The organism is Streptomyces sp. NPDC005898 (assembly GCF_040629635.1).
Taxonomy (GTDB): domain Bacteria; phylum Actinomycetota; class Actinomycetes; order Streptomycetales; family Streptomycetaceae; genus Streptomyces.
In genome coordinates this window covers 34,291-52,373 of the sequence record NZ_JBEXWC010000030.1, presented here as the reverse complement: position 1 = coordinate 52,373, position 18,083 = coordinate 34,291, and the positions used below count along the sequence as shown (strand labels likewise).

Sequence of the window (18,083 nt, the reverse complement as noted above, 5' to 3'; positions counted from 1 at the left end):
CCCACACCGCCGCAGACCTGAAGGTCCCATGCCGCCCACGCTCGCCTCGCTCGTCCACCACTCCGCGCTCAAGCTGACCGTGCGTGCGGGCGAGGAGCGCCTGGACACCCCCGTGCGCTGGGCGCACGCGAGCGAGCTCGCCGATCCGGTGCCCTACATGGAGGGCGGCGAGCTGCTCCTGATCACCGCGCTCAAGCTGGACGCGGAGGACCCGCAGGCCATGCGGAGCTACGTGAAGCGGCTCGCGGGCGCCGGCGTCGTCGGCCTCGGCTTCGCCGTCGGCGTCCACTACCCGGACATCCCCAAGGCCCTCCTGGACGCCGCCACCGAGGCGAACCTGCCGCTCATCGAGGTGCCCCGGCGCACCCCGTTCCTCGCCATCAGCAAGGCCGTCTCCGCCGCCATCGCCGAGGAGCAGTACCGCGCCGTCACCGCCGGCTTCTCCGCCCAGCGCGAGCTGACCAAACAAGCGCTCAGCGACGGCCCCGAGGGCCTGCTGCTCGCGCTCGCCGGACAGGTCGACGGCTGGGCCGCGCTGTACGACGCCTCGGGCGCCGTCGTCGCCACCGCCCCGGAGTGGGCCACGCGCCGCGCCGCCCGCCTCACCGCCGACGTCGAGCGCCTCAGGGAGCGGCCCGCGCCCGCCAGCTCGGTCGTCGCCGGCGCCGAGGACCGCGTCGAGCTGCACTCGTTGGGCACCGGCCGCAGACCACGCGCCGCCCTCGCCGTCGGCACGGCATCCACCCTCGGCACCGCCGAGCGCTACGCCGTGCACTCCGCCATCGCCCTGCTCACCCTGACCACCGAGCGCTCCCGCTCCCTGCACGCCGCCGAGCAGCGCATCGGCGCCGCCGTGCTGCGCATGCTGCTCGCGGGGGAGCCCGACCACGCGCGGACCGTCGCGGGCGACCTCTACGGAAGTCTCCTGGACGCCCCCTTCCGGCTCGTCGTCGCCGAGGTGGCCTCCGCCTCGGCGGCCCGGGTGCGGGCCGGCGCGGCACCCGGCGAGGGCGTCGAGAGCGGCGCCGCTGCGGCACAGACCGCCGCCCCCGCCTCGGCCTCCGCCGCGGTCCTCGCCGTGGCGGCCGACGCCTCGGGCGGCGGCGATCCGCTCGCCGCGCTCGTCGACGTCGTCGACGCCGCCGCCGCCCGCTCCGGCGAGGCACTGCTCGTCGTCCCCTACGGCCGCCGGCTGGTGCTGCTGGTCGTGGACGGCGGCGCGGCGGCGCGGGCCTGCGCGCAGTACGCGGCGGCCCTGGAGGCCGAGCGGGGCGCCGCGGGGCGCGAGGCCACGGCGTCCGGCGAGGAGGCCGAGCTGGTGATGGGCCTGTCCGCGCCGGCCGGGCCGATCGCCGCCGCCACCGCGTACAAGCAGGCCGAGCAGGCACTGTCCGTCGCCCGCAGGCGCGGGCGGGCGCTCGTCGAGCACGAGGAGCTGGCCGCCGGATCGGTGCTGCCGCTGCTCGCCGACGACGCGGTGCGCGCCTTCGCCGACGGACTGCTCCGGGCCCTGCGCGAGCACGACGCGACGGGCCGCGGCGACCTCGTGGCCTCGCTGCGGGCCTGGCTCTCGCGGCACGGCCAGTGGGACGCGGCGGCGGCGGACCTCGGCGTCCACCGGCACACCCTGCGCTACCGCATGCGCCGGGTCGAGGAGATCCTCGGCCGCTCGCTGGACGACCCCGACGTCCGCATGGAGCTGTGGCTCTCGCTGAAGGCGACGTCGACGGGATCGGACTGAGCCGGACGCCTTCCGCGTACAAGGACTCCCGCCCCTGCCAAAGCGGTGCGACGCCCCCCGGCAGTACTCCGAGTCGGACAAACGCCCCGGACTTCCGCTGCCCCTACGGTGAGGGACGTACCTCCAGACACAGCTCCGCGGAAGGGCCGGGAATTCGCATGACTTCCATCCACGCCTTCTGGCTCGCCGGTCGCCAGACCACCGGCGAGACCACGTTCGACGTCACCTCGCCCTGGGACGGGCGGCTCGTCGCCAAGGCGGCCGTCCCGACCGACGCCCAGGTCGAGGAGGCCGTGGCCGCCGCGTACGCCGTGCGCGACGAGTTCGCCGCGACCCCGGCCCACGCCCGCGCCGCCGCCCTCGACCACGTGAGCCGCCGGCTCGTCGAGCGCACCGAGGAGATCGCGCAGCTCATCTCCGCCGAGAACGGCAAGCCGATCAAGTGGGCCCGCGGCGAGGTGGGCCGCGCGGTCTCCGTCTTCCGGTTCGCCGCGGAGGAGGCCCGCCGCTTCAACGGCGGCGAGGCCCAGCGCCTGGACACCGACGCCGGCGGCCAGGGCCGCCTCGCCCTGACGCGCCGCTTCCCCAAGGGCGTCGTCCTCGGCATCGCGCCGTTCAACTTCCCGCTGAACCTCTGCGCGCACAAGGTCGCCCCGGCCATCGCCGTCGGCGCGCCGATCATCCTGAAGCCGGCCCCCGCGACCCCGCTGTCCGGCCTGATCCTCGGCGAGCTGCTCGCCGAGACCGAGCTGCCCGCCGGCTCCTGGTCGGTCCTGCCGGTCGCCAACGACAAGATGCCCGCCCTCGTCCAGGACGAGCGCCTGCCGGTCATCTCCTTCACCGGCTCCGACAAGGTCGGCTACGCGATCATGGACTCGGTGCCGCGCAAGCACTGCACCCTGGAGCTGGGCGGCAACGGCGCTGCCGTCGTCCTCGACGACTTCTCCTCGGACGAGGACCTGGACTGGGCCGCCTCGCGGATCGCGACCTTCTCCAACTACCAGGGCGGCCAGTCCTGCATCTCCGTGCAGCGGGTCATCGCCGATGCCACCGTCTACGACCGGCTCGTGGAGCGCGTCGTCAAGGCCGTCGAGGCCCAGGTCACCGGCGACCCCGCCGACCCGGCGACCGAGGTCGGCCCGCTGGTCAACGAGGACGCCGCCAAGCGCGTGGAGTCCTGGGTCGACGAGGCCGTCCAGGCGGGCGCGCGGCTGCTCACCGGCGGCAAGCGCGACGGCGCCACGTACGCGCCGACCGTCCTCGCCGACGTGCCGGCCGAGGTGACCCTCGCCCGCGAGGAGGTCTTCGGACCGGTCCTCACCCTCAAGAAGGTGAACGGCGAGGCGGAGGCGTTCGCCGCCGTCAACGACTCCAAGTACGGCCTCCAGGCGGGCGTCTTCACGCACGACCTGCAGACCGCCTTCCGCGCGCACCGCGCCCTGGAGGTCGGCGGCGTGGTCATCGGCGACGCCCCCTCCTACCGCGCCGACCAGATGCCCTACGGCGGCGTCAAGCAGTCCGGCGTCGGCCGCGAGGGCGTCCGCTACGCGATGGAGGACTACACCTACGAGCGGGTCATGGTGCTGACGGGCCTCGCCCTGTAAGCGACGTCATCCCAAGGACACGGCCGGAGCCCACTGTGCGGGGGCTCCGGCCGTTCGCGTGCGGACGCGGGGTTGGGGCCCGGCGTACGGACGGGCGCATCGCGTACGAACGCCGCGCGAGGACTGGTGGGGTCGGGACGAATGGGGTACCAACGATCCAGTAGCACCAGCCGGTAACCGAAGACCGAAGCACCAGCCGGTAACCGAAGACCGAAGCAGCATCCGACCCCTCTGCGCGGCGAGGTGAGCTTCATGACCGCACCAACCCCCAAGCCGTCCGTGAGCGAACGCGAGGCCCGGCAGGTCGCCGAGGCGGCGCGCGAACAGGACTGGCGAAAGCCGAGCTTCGCCAAGGAACTCTTCCTCGGCCGCTTCCGGCTCGACCTGGTCCACCCGCACCCCCTGCCCGCCGACGAGGACGCGCGGCGCGGCGAGGAGTTCCTCGCCCGGCTCCGCGACTTCTGCGAGACGAAGGTCGACTCGGCCCGCATCGAACGCGAGGCGCGCATCCCCGACGAGGTCGTCAAGGGCCTCAAGGAACTCGGCGCTCTCGGCATGAAGATCGACACGAAGTACGGCGGACTCGGCCTCACCCAGGTCTACTACAACAAGGCCCTCGCCCTCGCCGGCTCCGCGAGCCCCGCGATCGGCGCGCTGCTCTCCGCGCACCAGTCGATCGGCGTACCGCAGCCCCTGAAGATCTTCGGCACCCAGGAGCAGAAGGACGCCTTCCTGCCGCGCTGCGCCACCACCGACATCTCGGCGTTCCTGCTGACCGAGCCGGACGTCGGCTCCGACCCGGCCCGCCTGGCCACCACGGCCGTGCCGGACGGCGACGACTACGTCCTGGACGGCGTGAAGCTGTGGACCACCAACGGCGTCGTCGCGGACCTGCTCGTCGTGATGGCGCGGGTGCCGAAGTCCGAGGGCCACAAGGGCGGCATCACGGCGTTCGTCGTCGAGGCGACCGCCGAGGGCGTCACCGTGGAGAACCGCAACGCGTTCATGGGCCTGCGCGGCCTGGAGAACGGCGTGACCCGCTTCCACCGGGTGCGCGTCCCCGCCGCGAACCGTATCGGCCCCGAAGGCGCGGGCCTGAAGATCGCCCTCACCACGCTCAACACCGGGCGGCTCTCCCTGCCCGCCATGTGCGTCGGCGCCGGCAAGTGGTGCCTGAAGATCGCCCGCGAGTGGTCCGGGGCCCGTGAGCAGTGGGGCAAGCCCGTGGCGTACCACGAGGCGGTCGGTGCGAAGATCTCCTTCATCGCGGCGACGACGTTCGCCCTCGAGGCCGTCCTCGACCTCTCCTCGCAGATGGCCGACGAGGACCGCAACGACATCCGCATCGAGGCCGCCCTCGCCAAGCTCTACGGCTCCGAGATGGCCTGGCTGATGGCCGACGAACTGGTCCAGATCCGCGGCGGCCGCGGCTTCGAGACCGCCGAGTCCCTGGCCGCCCGCGGCGAGCGCGCCGTGCCGGCCGAGCAGATCCTGCGCGACCTGCGCATCAACCGCATCTTCGAGGGCTCCACGGAGATCATGCACCTGCTGATCGCCCGGGAGGCCGTCGACGCCCACCTGAAGGTCGCGGGCGACCTCATCGACCCCGACAAGACCCTCACCGACAAGGCGCGGGCGGGCGCGCGGGCCGGCGGCTTCTACGCGCGCTGGCTGCCGAAGCTGGTCGCGGGCCCGGGCCAGCTCCCGCGCTCCTACGCCGAGTTCCACCCGCCCGGCCACGTCGACCTCTCCGGCCACCTGCGCTACGTGGAGCGCGGCGCCCGCAAGCTGGCCCGCTCCACCTTCTACGCCATGTCCCGCTGGCAGGGAAAGCTGGAGAGCAAGCAGGGCTTCCTCGGCCGGATCGTCGACATCGGGGCCGAACTGTTCGCGATGAGCGCGGCCTGCGTACGCGCCGAACTCCTGCGCACCACCGAGGACCACGGCCGCGAGGCCTATCAGCTGGCCGACGCCTTCTGCCGCCAGTCCCGCATCCGCGTGGAGGAACTCTTCGCCCGCCTGTGGACCAACACCGACGACCTCGACCGCAAGGTGGTCAAGGGCGTCCTGTCCGGCACCTACACCTGGCTCGAAGCGGGCGTCATCGACTCCTCCGGCGAAGGCCCCTGGATCGCGGAAGCCGCCCCCGGCCCCTCCACCCGCGACAACGTCCACCGCCCCATCCGCTGAAGCGCCCGGGAAAAGTCGGGACATTTCCCGAAGCAAGCCGTGCGGAGGCCGACACCTCCCCGCCCGCCGGGCGCGCGCGGTCCGGGCGGGGAGGCGCAGCGGCCACAATGGGGGGATGAGCGACAGCCCATCTCCCCTCGCCGACCCGCATCGCGTCTTCGACCCCCTCCCCGTCACCGACGGCAGGGACGGGACGGGGCCGCGGGACATCGTCATCCTCGGGTCCACGGGTTCGATCGGCACCCAGGCCATCGACCTCGTCCTGCGCAACCCCGACCGGTTCCGCGTCACCGCGCTCTCCGCCGCGGGCGGCCGCGTCGGCCTCCTCGCCGAGCAGGCCCGCCGGCTGCGGGTGCGCACCGTCGCCGTCGCCCGCGAGGACGTCGTACCGGCGCTGCGCGAGGCCCTGGCGGGGCAGTACGAGGCGGGGGAGCCGCTCCCCGAGATCCTGGCCGGACCGGACGCCGCGACGCAGGTCGCCGCCTCCGCCTGCCACACGGTCCTCAACGGCATCACCGGTTCCATCGGCCTCGCGCCGACGCTCGCCGCCCTCGAAGCGGGCCGCACCCTCGCGCTCGCCAACAAGGAATCCCTGATCGTCGGCGGCCCGCTCGTCAAGGCGATCGCCGCGCCCGGCCAGATCATCCCGGTCGACTCCGAACACGCGGCCCTCTTCCAGGCGCTGGCGGCCGGCACCCGCGCCGATGTGCGCAGGCTCGTCGTCACCGCCTCCGGCGGCCCCTTCCGGGGACGCACCAAGGCCGACCTCGCGCACGTCACCCCCGAGGACGCGCTCGCGCACCCCACCTGGGCCATGGGCCCCGTGATCACCGTCAACAGCGCCACGCTGGTCAACAAGGGCCTGGAGGTCATCGAGGCGCACCTCCTCTACGACATCCCCTTCGACCGCATCGAGGTCGTCGTGCACCCGCAGTCCTACGTGCACTCCATGGTGGAGTTCACCGACGGCTCGACCCTCGCCCAGGCCACCCCGCCCGACATGCGCGGCCCGATCGCCATCGGCATCGGCTGGCCCGAACGGGTGCCCGACGCGGCGCCCGCCTTCGACTGGACCAAGGCGTCGAGCTGGGAGTTCTTCCCCCTCGACGAAGAGGCGTTCCCCTCGGTCGGCCTCGCCCGGCACGTCGGACAGCTCGCGGGCACGGCCCCGGCGGTGTTCAATGCCGCCAACGAGGAGTGCGTGGACGCGTTCCTCAAGGGCGCGCTGCCCTTCAACGGCATCATGGAGACGGTGACGCGGGTGGTGAACGAACACGGCGACCCCGGCACGGCGGCGTCGGGAACTTCCCTGACCGTCGCGGACGTCCTCGAAGCGGAGACCTGGGCGCGCGCCCGGGCACGCGAACTGGCAGCCAAGACGACCGCGGAGGCTCGTGCATGACGACCTTGATGATGATCCTCGGGATAGTCGTCTTCGTGATCGGGCTGCTCTTCTCGATCGCCTGGCACGAGCTGGGGCACCTGTCGACCGCCAAGATGTTCGGCATCCGCGTGCCGCAGTACATGGTCGGCTTCGGCCCGACCCTGTTCTCGCGCAAGAAGGGCGACACCGAGTACGGCATCAAGGCGATCCCCCTCGGCGGCTACATCCGCATGATCGGCATGTTCCCGCCGGGAGCCGACGGCCGCATAGAGGCCCGCTCGACGTCCCCCTGGCGCGGCATGATCGAAGACGCCCGCTCGGCGGCCTTCGAGGAGCTGAAGCCGGGCGACGAGAGCCGCCTCTTCTACACGCGCAAGCCCTGGAAGCGCGTGATCGTGATGTTCGCCGGGCCCTTCATGAACCTCGTCCTCGCCGTGGCGATCTTCCTCGGCGTAATGATGACGTTCGGCATCAGCACCCAGACCACCCAGGTCGGCAAGGTCTCGGACTGCGTCATCCAGCAGAGCGAGAACCGCGCCAAGTGCGAGAAGGGCGACAAGGCCGCGCCCGCCAAGGCGGCCGGCCTGAAGCCCGGCGACAAGATCGTCGCCTTCCAGGGCCGGCCCGTCGACGACTGGTCCACGCTCCAGTCGCGGATCCGCGGGACCATCGGCCCGGCCACCCTCACGGTCGAGCGCGACGGCAAGCGCCTGGACCTGCACGCCGACCTCATCAAGAACCAGGTCACCAAGACCGACGGCGAGGGCGCCTACGTGGAGGGCAAGTACGTCTACGCCGGCTTCCTCGGCTTCACCCCCGCCACCGGCATCGTCCGGCAGTCCTTCGGCGACTCCGTGGAGCGCATGGGCGACATGATGGAGAGCGGCGTCGAGTCGATCATCGCCCTGCCGTCCAAGATCCCCGACCTGTGGGACGCGGCGTTCGGCGACGGGGAGCGCAAGCAGGACTCGCCCATGGGCGTGGTCGGCGCCGCGCGCGTCGGCGGTGACGTGTTCACCCTGGACATCCCGCCGCAGAACCAGATCGCGATGATGCTGTTCCTCATCGCGGGCTTCAACCTCTCGCTGTTCCTCTTCAACATGCTGCCGCTGCTCCCGCTCGACGGCGGGCACATCGCGGGCGCCCTGTGGGAGTCCGTGCGCCGCAACGTGGCGAAGGTGCTGCGCCGGCCCGACCCGGGCCCGTTCGACGTGGCGAAGCTGATGCCGGTCGCCTACGTGGTGGCGGGGATCTTCATCTGCTTCACGATCCTGGTGCTCATCGCGGACGTGGTGAATCCGGTGCGGATCTCCTAGCCGTACGTGTGCACGGCGACCCGGCGCGGAATGTGCCGGGCCGCCTTCCATCGGGTGGTCTCGCGGACGTGATGTGCCCGAGCCCCCCGGGGTGCCGTAATCTCGAAGCCCGGAGCCCGCCGATCTCGGGAGCGAGATCCACACTCCGGTGACCCGCACTCTGTGATCCACACTCTTGGGGATGCTCGCCAGATGACTGCCGTATCGCTCGGAATCCCGTCCGTTCCGACCAAGCTCGCCGACCGACGGGTCAGCCGCAAGATCCAGGTCGGTTCGGTGGCCGTCGGCGGCGACGCGCCCGTGTCGGTGCAGTCGATGACGACCACGCGTACGTCGGACATCGGGGCCACGCTCCAGCAGATCGCGGAGCTGACGGCGTCCGGCTGCCAGATCGTGCGCGTCGCCTGCCCCACGCAGGACGACGCCGACGCGCTGCCCGTCATCGCCAAGAAGTCGCAGATCCCGGTGATCGCGGACATCCACTTCCAGCCGAAGTACGTCTTCGCGGCGATCGACGCGGGCTGCGCGGCGGTGCGGGTGAACCCGGGCAACATCAAGCAGTTCGACGACAAGGTCAAGGAGATCGCGCGCGCCGCCAAGGACGCGGGCACGCCGATCCGCATCGGCGTCAACGCCGGCTCCCTGGACGCCCGTCTCCTGAAGAAGTACGGCAAGGCGACCCCCGAGGCCCTCGTCGAGTCGGCCCTGTGGGAGGCGTCCCTCTTCGAGGAGCACGACTTCCGGGACATCAAGATCTCGGTCAAGCACAACGACCCGGTGGTCATGGTCAACGCCTACCGCCAGCTCGCGGCCCAGTGCGACTACCCCCTGCACCTCGGCGTCACCGAGGCCGGTCCCGCCTTCCAGGGCACGATCAAGTCGGCGGTCGCGTTCGGCGCGCTGCTCTCCGAGGGCATCGGCGACACGATCCGCGTCTCCCTCTCGGCCCCGCCCGCCGAGGAGATCAAGGTCGGCATCCAGATCCTGGAGTCCCTCAACCTCCGCCAGCGCCGCCTGGAGATCGTCTCCTGCCCCTCCTGCGGCCGCGCCCAGGTGGACGTCTACAAGCTGGCCGAGGAGGTCACGGCGGGCCTCGACGGCATGGAGGTCCCGCTGCGCGTCGCGGTCATGGGCTGCGTGGTGAACGGCCCCGGCGAGGCCCGCGAGGCCGACCTCGGCGTCGCCTCCGGCAACGGCAAGGGCCAGATCTTCGTCAAGGGCGAGGTCATCAAGACCGTCCCGGAGTCGAAGATCGTGGAGACGCTCATCGAAGAGGCGCTGAAGATCGCCGAACAGATGGAAAAGGACGGCGTCCCCTCCGGCGAGCCGTCGGTGGCGGTGGCCGGCTGACTCCCGTACGTACGCTCTTGATGGGGCCCGTCACCTTTCGGTGGCGGGCCCCAGTCGTACGCGCGCCCATACCGTTTTGCCCGGGTGGCGCAAGGCGACGCCCCACCGGTCGGCCAGCGCCTCGACCAGCAGCAGCCCACGGCCGGACTCACCCCCCGGAGCCCGCAGCTCGGGAAGTCGCTCGCCGCGGGTGTCGGACACCTCCACCCGCAGTGTCCCGGCCGACTCGGTGAGCCGCAGGTGAAAATCGCGCCCCGGCACGTGCCCGTGCTGTACGGCGTTGGCTGTGAGTTCGGCGGCGATGAGGGTGACCGCTTCGTTCCCGGCGCTGTCGTAGGCGTACCCCCACTCGTGCAGTCGGTGAGAGACGAGACGCCGGGCGAGTCGTGCGCCGCGTGGGGTGGATGTGAACCGCATGGCGAACTCGTGTGCGGGTGCGGGTGGGTCGGGCATATGCCGATCCGAGCCGGTTGCTGGCTTCATGGCGCTTACGCTCCCGCACGGTGCGTAGCGTTGAACAGCGGCGATGCGGTGACCGTCGTGCGTTGTACGCGTACGGGGGCGATCTGTACGCGCGTGAGCCGTGACCGGTGGCGGGCTGGACACATTGGGGGCTGTATGAGCGAAAGCGAAGAGGGGAAGGAAGTACCGGAGTCGGAAGAGGGCTTCGAGCCGGATGCGCCGACCGTGCCCGTATGGGGGCGGCAGTTGAAGCGGTTCCGCGAGTGGAAGGGGATGAGCCGGGCCCAACTCGGCTCCTTCACCGGCTACTCGGCGTCGTCCATCGCGTCGTTCGAGCAGGGCAGGCGCATCCCTTCGGCCAAGTTCATGACGCGGGCCGACGACGTACTGGACGCGCACGAGGTCCTGGCGGAGCTGGCGGAGGAGGTGGAGCGGGCGCAGTATCCGGCGTTCTTCCAGGATGCGGCGAAGCAGGAGAAGAAGGCGATTGCCCTGCATGTGTTCGCTGTGCAGGCGGTCCCTGGCCTGTTGCAGACGGAGGACTACGCACGGGTGGTGTTCACCATGCGGCGTCCTGCACTGGACGAGGAGACGGTCGAGCAACGCGTAATGGCACGGCTGGCCCGGCAGGCGATCTTCGAGCGGCAACCGGCTCCCACCATCAGCTTCGTGATGGAGGAGGCCGTTCTGCGTAAGCGGCTGGGCGGGCGGACCGTCTGGCGGGGCCAGTTGGAACAAATCCTGCTGGTCGGCCGGCAGCGTAGCGTGGAGATTCAGGTCATGCCGGACGACCGTGAGGAGCACGCGGCACTCTCCGGTCCGTTTACCTTGATCGAGACGGTGAAAGGACGCAGGATCGCCTACGCGGAGGTGCACAAGTACAGTCGCCTCTTCACCGACCGCCCGACGGTCAGGGAGCTGGAGGACCAATACAGCCTTCTGCGGGCGCAAGCCCTGTCGCCCCGTGAGTCGTTGGCCCTTGTGGAAGAGTTGCTGGGAGAGACATGAACGTCGAAGAGGCGTCCGAACCGGTGTGGTTCAAGAGCAGCTACAGCAGTGGCGAAGGCGGTGAGTGCGTCGAGGTCGCCCTCACTTGGCGCAAGTCCAGCTACAGCAGTGGTGAGGGCGGGGCATGCGTCGAGATCGCCCCTTGCGCCACCGCCATCCACATCCGCGATTCCAAGCTGCTCCTGGAGCGCAGCGCCCCCACCCTCGCCGTGCTGCCCACCGCCTGGCAGGCGTTCACCAGGTTCGCCGCGCGACACTGACGTGAACACACCTCTATCATCGGGGAGTTGAGTGAGAGACGGGGAGGACGTGTGGACGCCGAGTTGGTGCTGCTGATGGAGAGTGGCGTGGTTGCGCTGGGAGGCCTCATGGCCACCGACGCATATACCGGGCTGCGCCCCCGCCTGGCCCGCATCCTGCGGCGCGGAGAGAGTGACAACGGCATGCCGGAGTTCGACCGGATCCGCACCGGACTCGCGGACGCGGCTGCGCGCGGCGACGAGACCGTACGGCAGGCCCTGGAGGAAGAGCTGCGCGGTCACGTACGGCAGCTGCTTCAGAGCGATCCAGCAGCCGGGTGGGAACTCGCCTCCCTCGTCCGGGACGAGCGGAACGGCACCGTCGTGACCGCGCCCGTTCCGGGCGCGGTCACCTTCAGTAACAACACCATCAACGGCCCTGTGCTCGGCTCCGGCACCCAGCACAACACGCTGTGAAGCCGGACCACTCCGGCGGGGTGCGCTTCGAGAGCAACCACATCAATGGGCCTGCCCTGGGGCAGGGAGTCCAGATCAACCTCTCCAGCGCCTACACGCCGGCGTCAGTTCCACTCACTGCGGCCGAGCGGAGAAGCGCAGCCGGGCGCGCGATGCTGGACAGCCTGCTGGGCGCTGTGTGCAAGGGGGCCTGGGGTGTGTGCGGAGTGGCACCCGCCCTGGGGCTCTTCGTCTTGATCTGCTGTCTCCGCGCGACGGGGGCCGCGGACACCCTCTTGCAGGGCGTGTCAGCGGTGCTGGCACCGTCCGTCTTGCTGTTGTGGTGGCTCGACCTGGCATTTTTCCGCTGGCGTCGCCGCCTGGAGGCGCGAGGGATCGGTTGGTTGACCGGCCCGGTGCCTGTCCACACGGCTGTCATGGTGGGTGGGAGACTCATGCTGGTCGTCATAATGATCTGCGTACACGTTTTCCTCTTGGCGCAGCCACCCATCTGGTTCGGCTGGCTCTGACCTCGCCTCTCACCGCCGAGGCGCCCCGCGAACACGCGAGGTACAGTGCCGGGACCAGTAGATCCCAGTGTGAGGCCCGGCACGTGCTGACGCAGACCACCACCAGGGTCCTCGACCCGAGTGACCTGGACGCCGCGCTCGCCGTGCTCGACCGCGAGCCGGTCACGAACGCCTTCGTGACCGCCCGCGTCCAGGTGGCCGGCCTCGACCCCTGGCGCCTCGGCGGCGAGATGTGGGGCTGGTACGAGGACGGCATGCTGGCGTCCCTGTGCTACGCGGGGGCGAACCTCGTCCCGATCTGCGCGACCCCGCGAGCCGTCCGTGGCTTCGCCGACCGCGCCCGCAGGGCCGGTCGCCGCTGCTCCTCGATCGTGGGCCCCGCCACCCCCACCGCCCAGCTGTGGCGCCTCCTGGAACCCTCCTGGGGCCCCGCCCGCGAGGTCCGCGCCCGCCAGCCCCTGATGGTCGCCGACCGGCTCCCGGACGACATCGCCCCCGATCCGCGCGTCCGACGCGTCCGCAAGGACGAGATGGACACGATCATGCCCGCCTGCGTGGCGATGTTCACCGAGGAGGTCGGCGTCTCGCCGATGGCCGGCGACGGCGGCCTGCTCTACCAGGCGCGCGTCGCGGAGCTGGTCGGCTCGGGCCGCTCGTTCGCCCGCCTCGACGACGACGGCAAGGTCGTCTTCAAGGCGGAGATCGGCGCCGTGACGCCCCACGCCTGCCAGGTCCAGGGCGTCTGGGTGGCGCCCGAGTACCGCGGCCAAGGCCTCGCGGCCCCCGGCATGGCGGCCGTCCTGCGCTACGCCCTCGCGGACATCGCCCCCGTCGCGAGCCTGTACGTCAACGACTTCAACACCGCGGCCAGAGCCGCGTACCGACGCGTCGGCTTCCAGGAGGTCGGCGCGTTCATGAGCGTCCTGTTCTGACGCCGCCCGCCAGCGTCCGAGCGCCCTGTTCAGAAGCGCGGCAGCGCCAAGTAGGGTCGGCCCCATGACTGACGACGTCGTGATCGGGCCGATCGACCTCGCCGCGCGGGTGGACGAAGCGCTGGACGTCCAGGCCCACGCCTTCGGGCTGAGCGACGAGGAGGTGGCCGTGCGGCGCCAGATCGTCCTGCGCCACCTCACCTACCGGGGCGCCCGCTCGTTCGGCGCGACCACGCCCGACGACCGCCTGGTCGGCTTCGTCTACGGCATGCCCAACGACCGCCACCACTGGTGGTCGACGGTCGTCGAGCCCTACCTGCGCGGCCGGGACCTGGACGACTGGCTCGACGACTCCTTCGTCATCACCGAACTCCACGTGCGCCCCGGCCACCAGAACCTCGGCATCGGCCGGGCGCTGATCACCACCATCACGGAGGGCGTCGCCGAGCCCCGCTCGATCCTCTCCGCGATCGACGTCGAGAGCCCGGCCCGCGGCCTGTACCGCTCCCTCGGCTACACGGACCTGGCGCGCCGCGTGCTCTTCCCGAGCGCCGCCAAGCCGTACGCCGTGATGGGCGCCCCGCTGCCCCTGCCGCGCCGCGTCTGAGACGAGGACGGGCCGGGGTCCGAAGGAGAACCGGCCGGGGCCCGGACCCAAACCGATTTCCGCCCGCGCCCGCGCCCCGGCTAACCTCCTGTTCATTACCCTCCCCACGCTCTCGGCCGTGCCGAGCAGAGGGGACCCCCTTGTAGCAGGAGTTGATCATGGCCCAGGTCCAGCGCATGTCCCGATTGATGGTCAAGACACTGCGCGACGACCCCGCGGACGCCGAGACGCTCAACCACAAGCTCCTCGTCCGGGCCGGCTACGTCCGCCGTACCGCCGCCGGCATCTGGACCTGGCTGCCGCTCGGCAAGAAGGTCTACGAGAACATCGCCCGCGTGGTGCGCGAGGAGATGGACGCCATCGGCGGCCAGGAGGTGCTCCTCCCGGCGCTCCTGCCCAAGGAGCCCTACGAGGCGTCCGGCCGCTACGAGGAGTACGGCGACCTGCTCTTCCGCCTCAAGGACCGCAAGGGCGCCGAATACCTCCTCGGCCCGACCCACGAGGAGATCTTCACCCAGGTCGTCAAGGACCAGTGCTCGTCCTACAAGGACCTGCCGGTGATCCTCTACCAGATCCAGACCAAGTACCGCGACGAGGCCCGCCCCCGCGCCGGCGTGCTGCGCGGCCGCGAGTTCCAGATGAAGGACTCGTACTCCTTCGACACCACCGACGAGGGGCTCGCCGAGTCCTACGCCCTGCACCGCGGCGCCTACCAGCGCATCTTCGAGCGCCTCGGCCTCGACTACCGCATCGTGTCCGCCGTCGCGGGCGCCATGGGCGGCTCGAAGTCCGAGGAGTTCCTCGCCCCCGCCCCGGCCGGCGAGGACACCTTCGTGGACTGCCCGGCGTGCGACTACGCCGCCAACACGGAGGCCGTCACCTTCGCGCTCGCCCCGGTCGACGGCTCCGCGCACGGCCCCGCCGAGGAGCTGGACACCCCCGACACCCCGACCATCGAGACCCTCGCCGAGCACCTCGGCGTCCCCGCGTCGGCGACCCTGAAGAACCTCCTGGTCAAGGTCGACGGCGAGATCGTGGCCGTCGGCGTCCCCGGCGACCGCGAGGTCGACCTCGGCAAGCTCGGCGAGCACCTGGCCCCGGCCGAGGTCGAGCTGGTCACCGCCGAGGACTTCGAGGGCCGCGACGACCTCGTACGCGGCTACGTCGGCCCGCAGGGCCTGGACAAGGTCCGCTACATCGCCGACCCGCGCATCGCGCCCGGCACGGCCTGGATCACCGGCGCCAACAAGCGGGACACCCACGCCAAGAACGTCGTGTGCGGCCGGGACTTCGAGGTCGACGACTACCTGGACGTCGTCGTGGTCGAAGAGGGCGACCCGTGCCCCAACTGCGGCACCGGCCTCAAGCTGGACCGCGCCATCGAGATCGGCCACATCTTCCAGCTCGGCCGCAAGTACGCCGACACCTTCCAGCTCGACGTCCTCGGCAAGGAGGGCAAGCCGGTCCGCGTGACCATGGGCTCCTACGGCATCGGCGTCTCCCGCGCGGTGGCGGCGCTCGCCGAGCAGACCGCCGACGACAAGGGCCTGTGCTGGCCCAAGGAGGTCGCCCCCGCCGACGTCCACGTGGTCGCCGCGGGCAAGGCCCTCCAGACGGAGCTGGCCCTGGACGTCGCCGAGCAGCTCGGCGCCGCGGGCGCCCGGGTCCTGGTGGACGACCGCGCCGGGGTCTCCCCGGGCGTCAAGTTCACCGACGCCGAGCTGATCGGCATCCCGCAGATCCTCGTCGCGGGCCGCCGCTCCGCCGAGGGCGTCGTGGAACTGAAGGACCGCCGCACGGGCGAGCGCGAGGAACTGACGGTCGCGGAGGCCGTCGCCCGCCTCACCGCGTAGGGAAAGCACCCTGGGGGGCGCGGGGAACTGCGCGACCGGCCACACCCGTCCCGCAGCCTCCGCACCCCCGGGCCAACGGCCCACGCCCCCCGGGGGGCAACGGCTCACGCCCCCGGGGTCGACGGCTCAGCCCTTCCGGGTCAACGGCTCACGCCCCCTGGGGTCGACGGCTCAGGCCCTCCGGGTCAACGGCTCACGCCCTCCGGGTCAACGGCTCATGCCCCCGGGGTCGACGGCTCACGCCCCCCCCGGGCCAACGGCTCATGCCTCCCGGGGTCAACGGCTCAGCCCCTCCGGGGCAACGGCTCACACCCCCCGAGCCAACGGCTCACGCCCCCCGGATCAACGGCCCACGCCCCCGGATCAACCGGTCACGCCCCTCCCGGACCAACCGCTCACAACCACCCGGCGAACTCCAGCAGCAGCTCCGCGTCCTGTCCGCGCCCCACGCGCAGTGCCCGCACGCCGGACTCCACGGCCCGGAACAGCGTCCACCCCCGCAGCCGCTCCTGGTCCACCTCCAGGGACTCCGCGAGCTTCTTCACGCGCCGCCGCGTGATCGACGCGCCGGACGGCGAGGCGATCAGGTCCTCCACCCGGTCCCGGACGAGCCGCGCCAGGTCGAACGCGGGGTCACCGACCACCGGGTCGGGCCCCACGGCCAGCCACGGCATCCGCTCCCCGGCCAGCACCTTGCTCTGCCGGAACGTGCCGTGCAGCAACCGCGGCTCCCCGCCCCCGGCGAGCAGCTCCTCCCGCGCCGCGAGCGCCGCGTCGACCAGCGGCGCGACCTCCGCGTCCGCGGCGGCGGAGGCCCGCATCGCCTCGGCCTGGCGCCCGGTCCGCTCGGCGACGGTCTCGAAACGGTGCCCGGTGGGCGGCGCGGCCCACAGCCGCCGCAGCGTCCCCGCGGCCTCCAGCAGCGCCTTGGCCTCGGGCAGCGACCGCACCGAGACGTCACGGTGCAGCCGTTCGAGGAGCAGCGCGCCGTCCGAGGACTCGGGGTCGAGCAGCCGGGCCGCCCCGAGCCCGGCCCAGTGCGCGAGAGCGGCCCGCTCGCTCTGCGGGCGGGAGCGGGGCGGCACCAGCTTGAGCACGGCGGGCGTGCCGTCGGCCCGGCGCACCAGCACGACCAGGCCGCTGCGCCCGCCGGGGACATGGACTCGCTCGACGGTCAACTCGCGCAGCGCGACGGCCCGTTCCACCGCCTCGGGCAGCTTCTCCAGCCAGTCGTCGCCGGGCTGCGCCGTCTCGCGGAGTGCGGTGACGAGGCGCCGCGGCGGTTCGAAAGCCATGCGCGAGTTGTTCCCTTCTGAGCGCGTTACGCCTTGGGTGTCGCCGGTGCCGACGCGGGTGACGTCCGCTCGGCGAGCCCAGGGAAGGCTACGCTCCCGCCCCGCCAGCGCGCCGCCCGGACCGCCGCCTCGCGCAGCGCCCGGGCGGCGGTGTCACGCCGGTGGCCCGAGGAGGCGCGTACGAGGTCGGAGTAGACGCCGGCGAGGCGGTCCTCCAGTTCGGTGGCGAGCCGGGCGGCGGCGGGGGCGTCCGGGACCGGGAAGGGCAGCGCGTAGGCGGCGTCCGCGGGCTGCGGCTCGGCGCCCAGGTCGCGCACGGCGCGCTGCAGCGCGTCGCGCCGGGCGCGATGCGCGTCGTACGCCGCGCGCGCCTCGTCCCTGCGCCCCTCGCCGATCCGGGCGCCGACGACGCCGTAGCCGTACACGGCGGCGTGCTCGGCGCCCAGGGCGGCCTGGACGGCCTTCAGCTCCTCGTCCTTGGCCTCGCTCACTTGTCCCCCTCCGTCAGCAGATACGCGTGGGCGGCCCCCGCGGCGGCCACCGAGGCGAGCAGCCTCGCCTGTTCGGCCGGGGCGTCGACCAGCGCCGCCCCCCGCCGGTCGGCCAGCTGCCGCTCGGCCTCGGCGAGTTCCCGTACCGCCTTCTTGGGATCCGACGAGACCGCGGGCGCGGGGGAGGCGGCACCCCGCCCGGTCGGCGCGGGCGCCGGCGCGCGGCCGTCCGCGAACGCCTCGGCGTGCTTGTCCACCTCGGCCCGCAGCGGCCGCAGCCGCCCGGCGAGCGAGGGGTGGGCGGCCAGTACGGCGTCGTAGCGCGTGAGCAGTTCCCGGCTGTCCTTGGCCGCCGCGGCGCGCAGGCGGCGCGCGGCGGAGCGCTCCTCGGCGCCGGGATCCGCGGCGTCCGAACAGCCCGCGAGCAGCGCCGCGGACGCGACACCGGCGGCCCCGGCGAGCAGGCTCCTGCGGCGCGGTCGCGGGCGGGACCGTGGGGCGGTGGGGTACGACGGCACGGCAGACGTCCTCGGAAGGAAGGCCAAAAGGCGCGAGCGAGAAGGAAGGAAGTGGGCGCGGGCCCGGTGATCACCGTACCTTCGGACGGTCTCCGTACGTGTGAGCG

16 protein-coding genes are annotated in these 18,083 nt (G+C 72.2%); 12 read left to right on the top strand and 4 right to left on the bottom strand.

The window, feature by feature from the left end; all coding sequences use genetic code 11:
• Positions 1–28 precede the first annotated feature (28 nt).
• The 6 genes from ABZ385_RS29425 (at position 29) to ispG (ending at position 9,585) form a co-directional block, all read left to right on the top strand.
• Positions 29–1,741: a PucR family transcriptional regulator gene (locus ABZ385_RS29425; protein WP_358913831.1), complete on the top strand. Its 1,713-nt coding sequence runs from the start codon at positions 29–31 to the stop codon at positions 1,739–1,741.
• A 158-nt stretch (positions 1,742–1,899) separates the two neighbouring features.
• Positions 1,900–3,345, top strand: coding sequence for an aldehyde dehydrogenase family protein (locus ABZ385_RS29420; protein WP_358913830.1), 1,446 nt, complete (start codon positions 1,900–1,902; stop codon positions 3,343–3,345).
• A gap of 252 nt (positions 3,346–3,597) precedes the next feature.
• Positions 3,598–5,535 (top strand): acyl-CoA dehydrogenase family protein, encoded by a 1,938-nt coding sequence (locus tag ABZ385_RS29415; protein WP_358913829.1) that lies wholly within the window; start codon positions 3,598–3,600, stop codon positions 5,533–5,535.
• Between the two features lie 115 nt (positions 5,536–5,650).
• Positions 5,651–6,937 carry a 1-deoxy-D-xylulose-5-phosphate reductoisomerase gene (dxr, locus tag ABZ385_RS29410; protein WP_358913828.1) on the top strand — a complete coding sequence of 429 codons (1,287 nt, stop codon included), beginning with the start codon at positions 5,651–5,653 and terminating at the stop codon, positions 6,935–6,937.
• A complete protein-coding gene (locus ABZ385_RS29405) occupies positions 6,934–8,235 on the top strand; it encodes a site-2 protease family protein (protein WP_358587972.1) in 1,302 nt (433 codons plus the stop codon). The genes dxr and ABZ385_RS29405 overlap by 4 nt, the downstream gene beginning before the upstream one ends.
• Before the next feature lie 192 nt (positions 8,236–8,427).
• Positions 8,428–9,585, top strand: a complete 1,158-nt coding sequence (gene ispG, locus ABZ385_RS29400; RefSeq protein WP_358913827.1) for a flavodoxin-dependent (E)-4-hydroxy-3-methylbut-2-enyl-diphosphate synthase — start codon at positions 8,428–8,430, stop codon at positions 9,583–9,585.
• 30 nt (positions 9,586–9,615) lie between these two features.
• Here ispG and ABZ385_RS29395 read toward each other — a convergent pair whose 3' ends face one another.
• Entirely contained in the window at positions 9,616–10,038 is a 423-nt protein-coding gene (locus tag ABZ385_RS29395; RefSeq protein WP_358913826.1) for an ATP-binding protein, read from the bottom strand.
• A 165-nt stretch (positions 10,039–10,203) separates the two neighbouring features.
• Between ABZ385_RS29395 and ABZ385_RS29390 the strand changes: the two genes are divergently transcribed.
• From ABZ385_RS29390 to ABZ385_RS29365, 6 genes are all read left to right on the top strand, one after another.
• Positions 10,204–11,055, top strand: coding sequence for a helix-turn-helix transcriptional regulator (locus ABZ385_RS29390; RefSeq protein ID WP_358913825.1), 852 nt, complete (start codon positions 10,204–10,206; stop codon positions 11,053–11,055).
• On the top strand, positions 11,052–11,315 hold the full coding sequence (locus ABZ385_RS29385; RefSeq protein ID WP_358913824.1) for a DUF397 domain-containing protein: 264 nt from the start codon (positions 11,052–11,054) through the stop codon (positions 11,313–11,315). Before ABZ385_RS29390 ends, ABZ385_RS29385 begins: the two co-directional genes overlap by 4 nt.
• 108 nt (positions 11,316–11,423) lie before the next feature.
• Positions 11,424–11,771: a hypothetical protein gene (locus tag ABZ385_RS29380; protein WP_358913823.1), complete on the top strand. Its 348-nt coding sequence runs from the start codon at positions 11,424–11,426 to the stop codon at positions 11,769–11,771.
• A gap of 592 nt (positions 11,772–12,363) precedes the next feature.
• Positions 12,364–13,212 (top strand): GNAT family N-acetyltransferase, encoded by an 849-nt coding sequence (locus tag ABZ385_RS29375; RefSeq protein ID WP_358587976.1) that lies wholly within the window; start codon positions 12,364–12,366, stop codon positions 13,210–13,212.
• Positions 13,213–13,276: 64 nt separating this feature from the next.
• On the top strand, positions 13,277–13,819 hold the full coding sequence (locus tag ABZ385_RS29370; protein WP_358587979.1) for a GNAT family N-acetyltransferase: 543 nt from the start codon (positions 13,277–13,279) through the stop codon (positions 13,817–13,819).
• Positions 13,820–13,977: 158 nt separating this feature from the next.
• Positions 13,978–15,672 (top strand): proline--tRNA ligase, encoded by a 1,695-nt coding sequence (locus tag ABZ385_RS29365; protein ID WP_358913822.1) that lies wholly within the window; start codon positions 13,978–13,980, stop codon positions 15,670–15,672.
• A gap of 395 nt (positions 15,673–16,067) precedes the next feature.
• On the opposite strand, the gene ABZ385_RS29360 is transcribed toward ABZ385_RS29365, so the two are convergent.
• Genes ABZ385_RS29360 through ABZ385_RS29350 form a run of 3 tightly spaced genes read right to left on the bottom strand, consistent with a single transcriptional unit; the run spans position 16,068 to position 17,976 of the window.
• Complete coding sequence (locus ABZ385_RS29360; protein ID WP_358913821.1) at positions 16,068–16,967, bottom strand: aminoglycoside phosphotransferase family protein; 900 nt, start codon at positions 16,965–16,967, stop codon at positions 16,068–16,070.
• 26 nt (positions 16,968–16,993) lie between these two features.
• Positions 16,994–17,458 (bottom strand): ferritin-like domain-containing protein, encoded by a 465-nt coding sequence (locus ABZ385_RS29355; protein ID WP_358913820.1) that lies wholly within the window; start codon positions 17,456–17,458, stop codon positions 16,994–16,996.
• Positions 17,455–17,976, bottom strand: coding sequence for a hypothetical protein (locus tag ABZ385_RS29350; RefSeq protein ID WP_358587988.1), 522 nt, complete (start codon positions 17,974–17,976; stop codon positions 17,455–17,457). Before ABZ385_RS29350 ends, ABZ385_RS29355 begins: the two co-directional genes overlap by 4 nt.
• Positions 17,977–18,083 lie beyond the last annotated feature (107 nt).

Bases quoted from the DNA above. Each gene is read 5' to 3' on its own strand.
- ABZ385_RS29420 (WP_358913830.1), top strand. From the start codon at position 1,900: ATGACTTCCATCCACGCCTTCTGGCTCGCCGGTCGCCAGACCACCGGC.
- ABZ385_RS29365 (WP_358913822.1), top strand. From the start codon at position 13,978: ATGGCCCAGGTCCAGCGCATGTCCCGATTGATGGTCAAGACACTGCGC.
- ABZ385_RS29405 (WP_358587972.1), top strand. From the start codon at position 6,934: ATGACGACCTTGATGATGATCCTCGGGATAGTCGTCTTCGTGATCGGG.
- ABZ385_RS29380 (WP_358913823.1), top strand. From the start codon at position 11,424: ATGGCCACCGACGCATATACCGGGCTGCGCCCCCGCCTGGCCCGCATC.
- ABZ385_RS29390 (WP_358913825.1), top strand. From the start codon at position 10,204: ATGAGCGAAAGCGAAGAGGGGAAGGAAGTACCGGAGTCGGAAGAGGGC.
- ABZ385_RS29415 (WP_358913829.1), top strand. From the start codon at position 3,598: ATGACCGCACCAACCCCCAAGCCGTCCGTGAGCGAACGCGAGGCCCGG.
- ispG (WP_358913827.1), top strand. From the start codon at position 8,428: ATGACTGCCGTATCGCTCGGAATCCCGTCCGTTCCGACCAAGCTCGCC.
- ABZ385_RS29360 (WP_358913821.1), bottom strand. From the start codon at position 16,967: ATGGCTTTCGAACCGCCGCGGCGCCTCGTCACCGCACTCCGCGAGACG.
- ABZ385_RS29385 (WP_358913824.1), top strand. From the start codon at position 11,052: ATGAACGTCGAAGAGGCGTCCGAACCGGTGTGGTTCAAGAGCAGCTAC.
- ABZ385_RS29370 (WP_358587979.1), top strand. From the start codon at position 13,277: ATGACTGACGACGTCGTGATCGGGCCGATCGACCTCGCCGCGCGGGTG.
- ABZ385_RS29395 (WP_358913826.1), bottom strand. From the start codon at position 10,038: ATGCCCGACCCACCCGCACCCGCACACGAGTTCGCCATGCGGTTCACA.
- ABZ385_RS29425 (WP_358913831.1), top strand. From the start codon at position 29: ATGCCGCCCACGCTCGCCTCGCTCGTCCACCACTCCGCGCTCAAGCTG.
- dxr (WP_358913828.1), top strand. From the start codon at position 5,651: ATGAGCGACAGCCCATCTCCCCTCGCCGACCCGCATCGCGTCTTCGAC.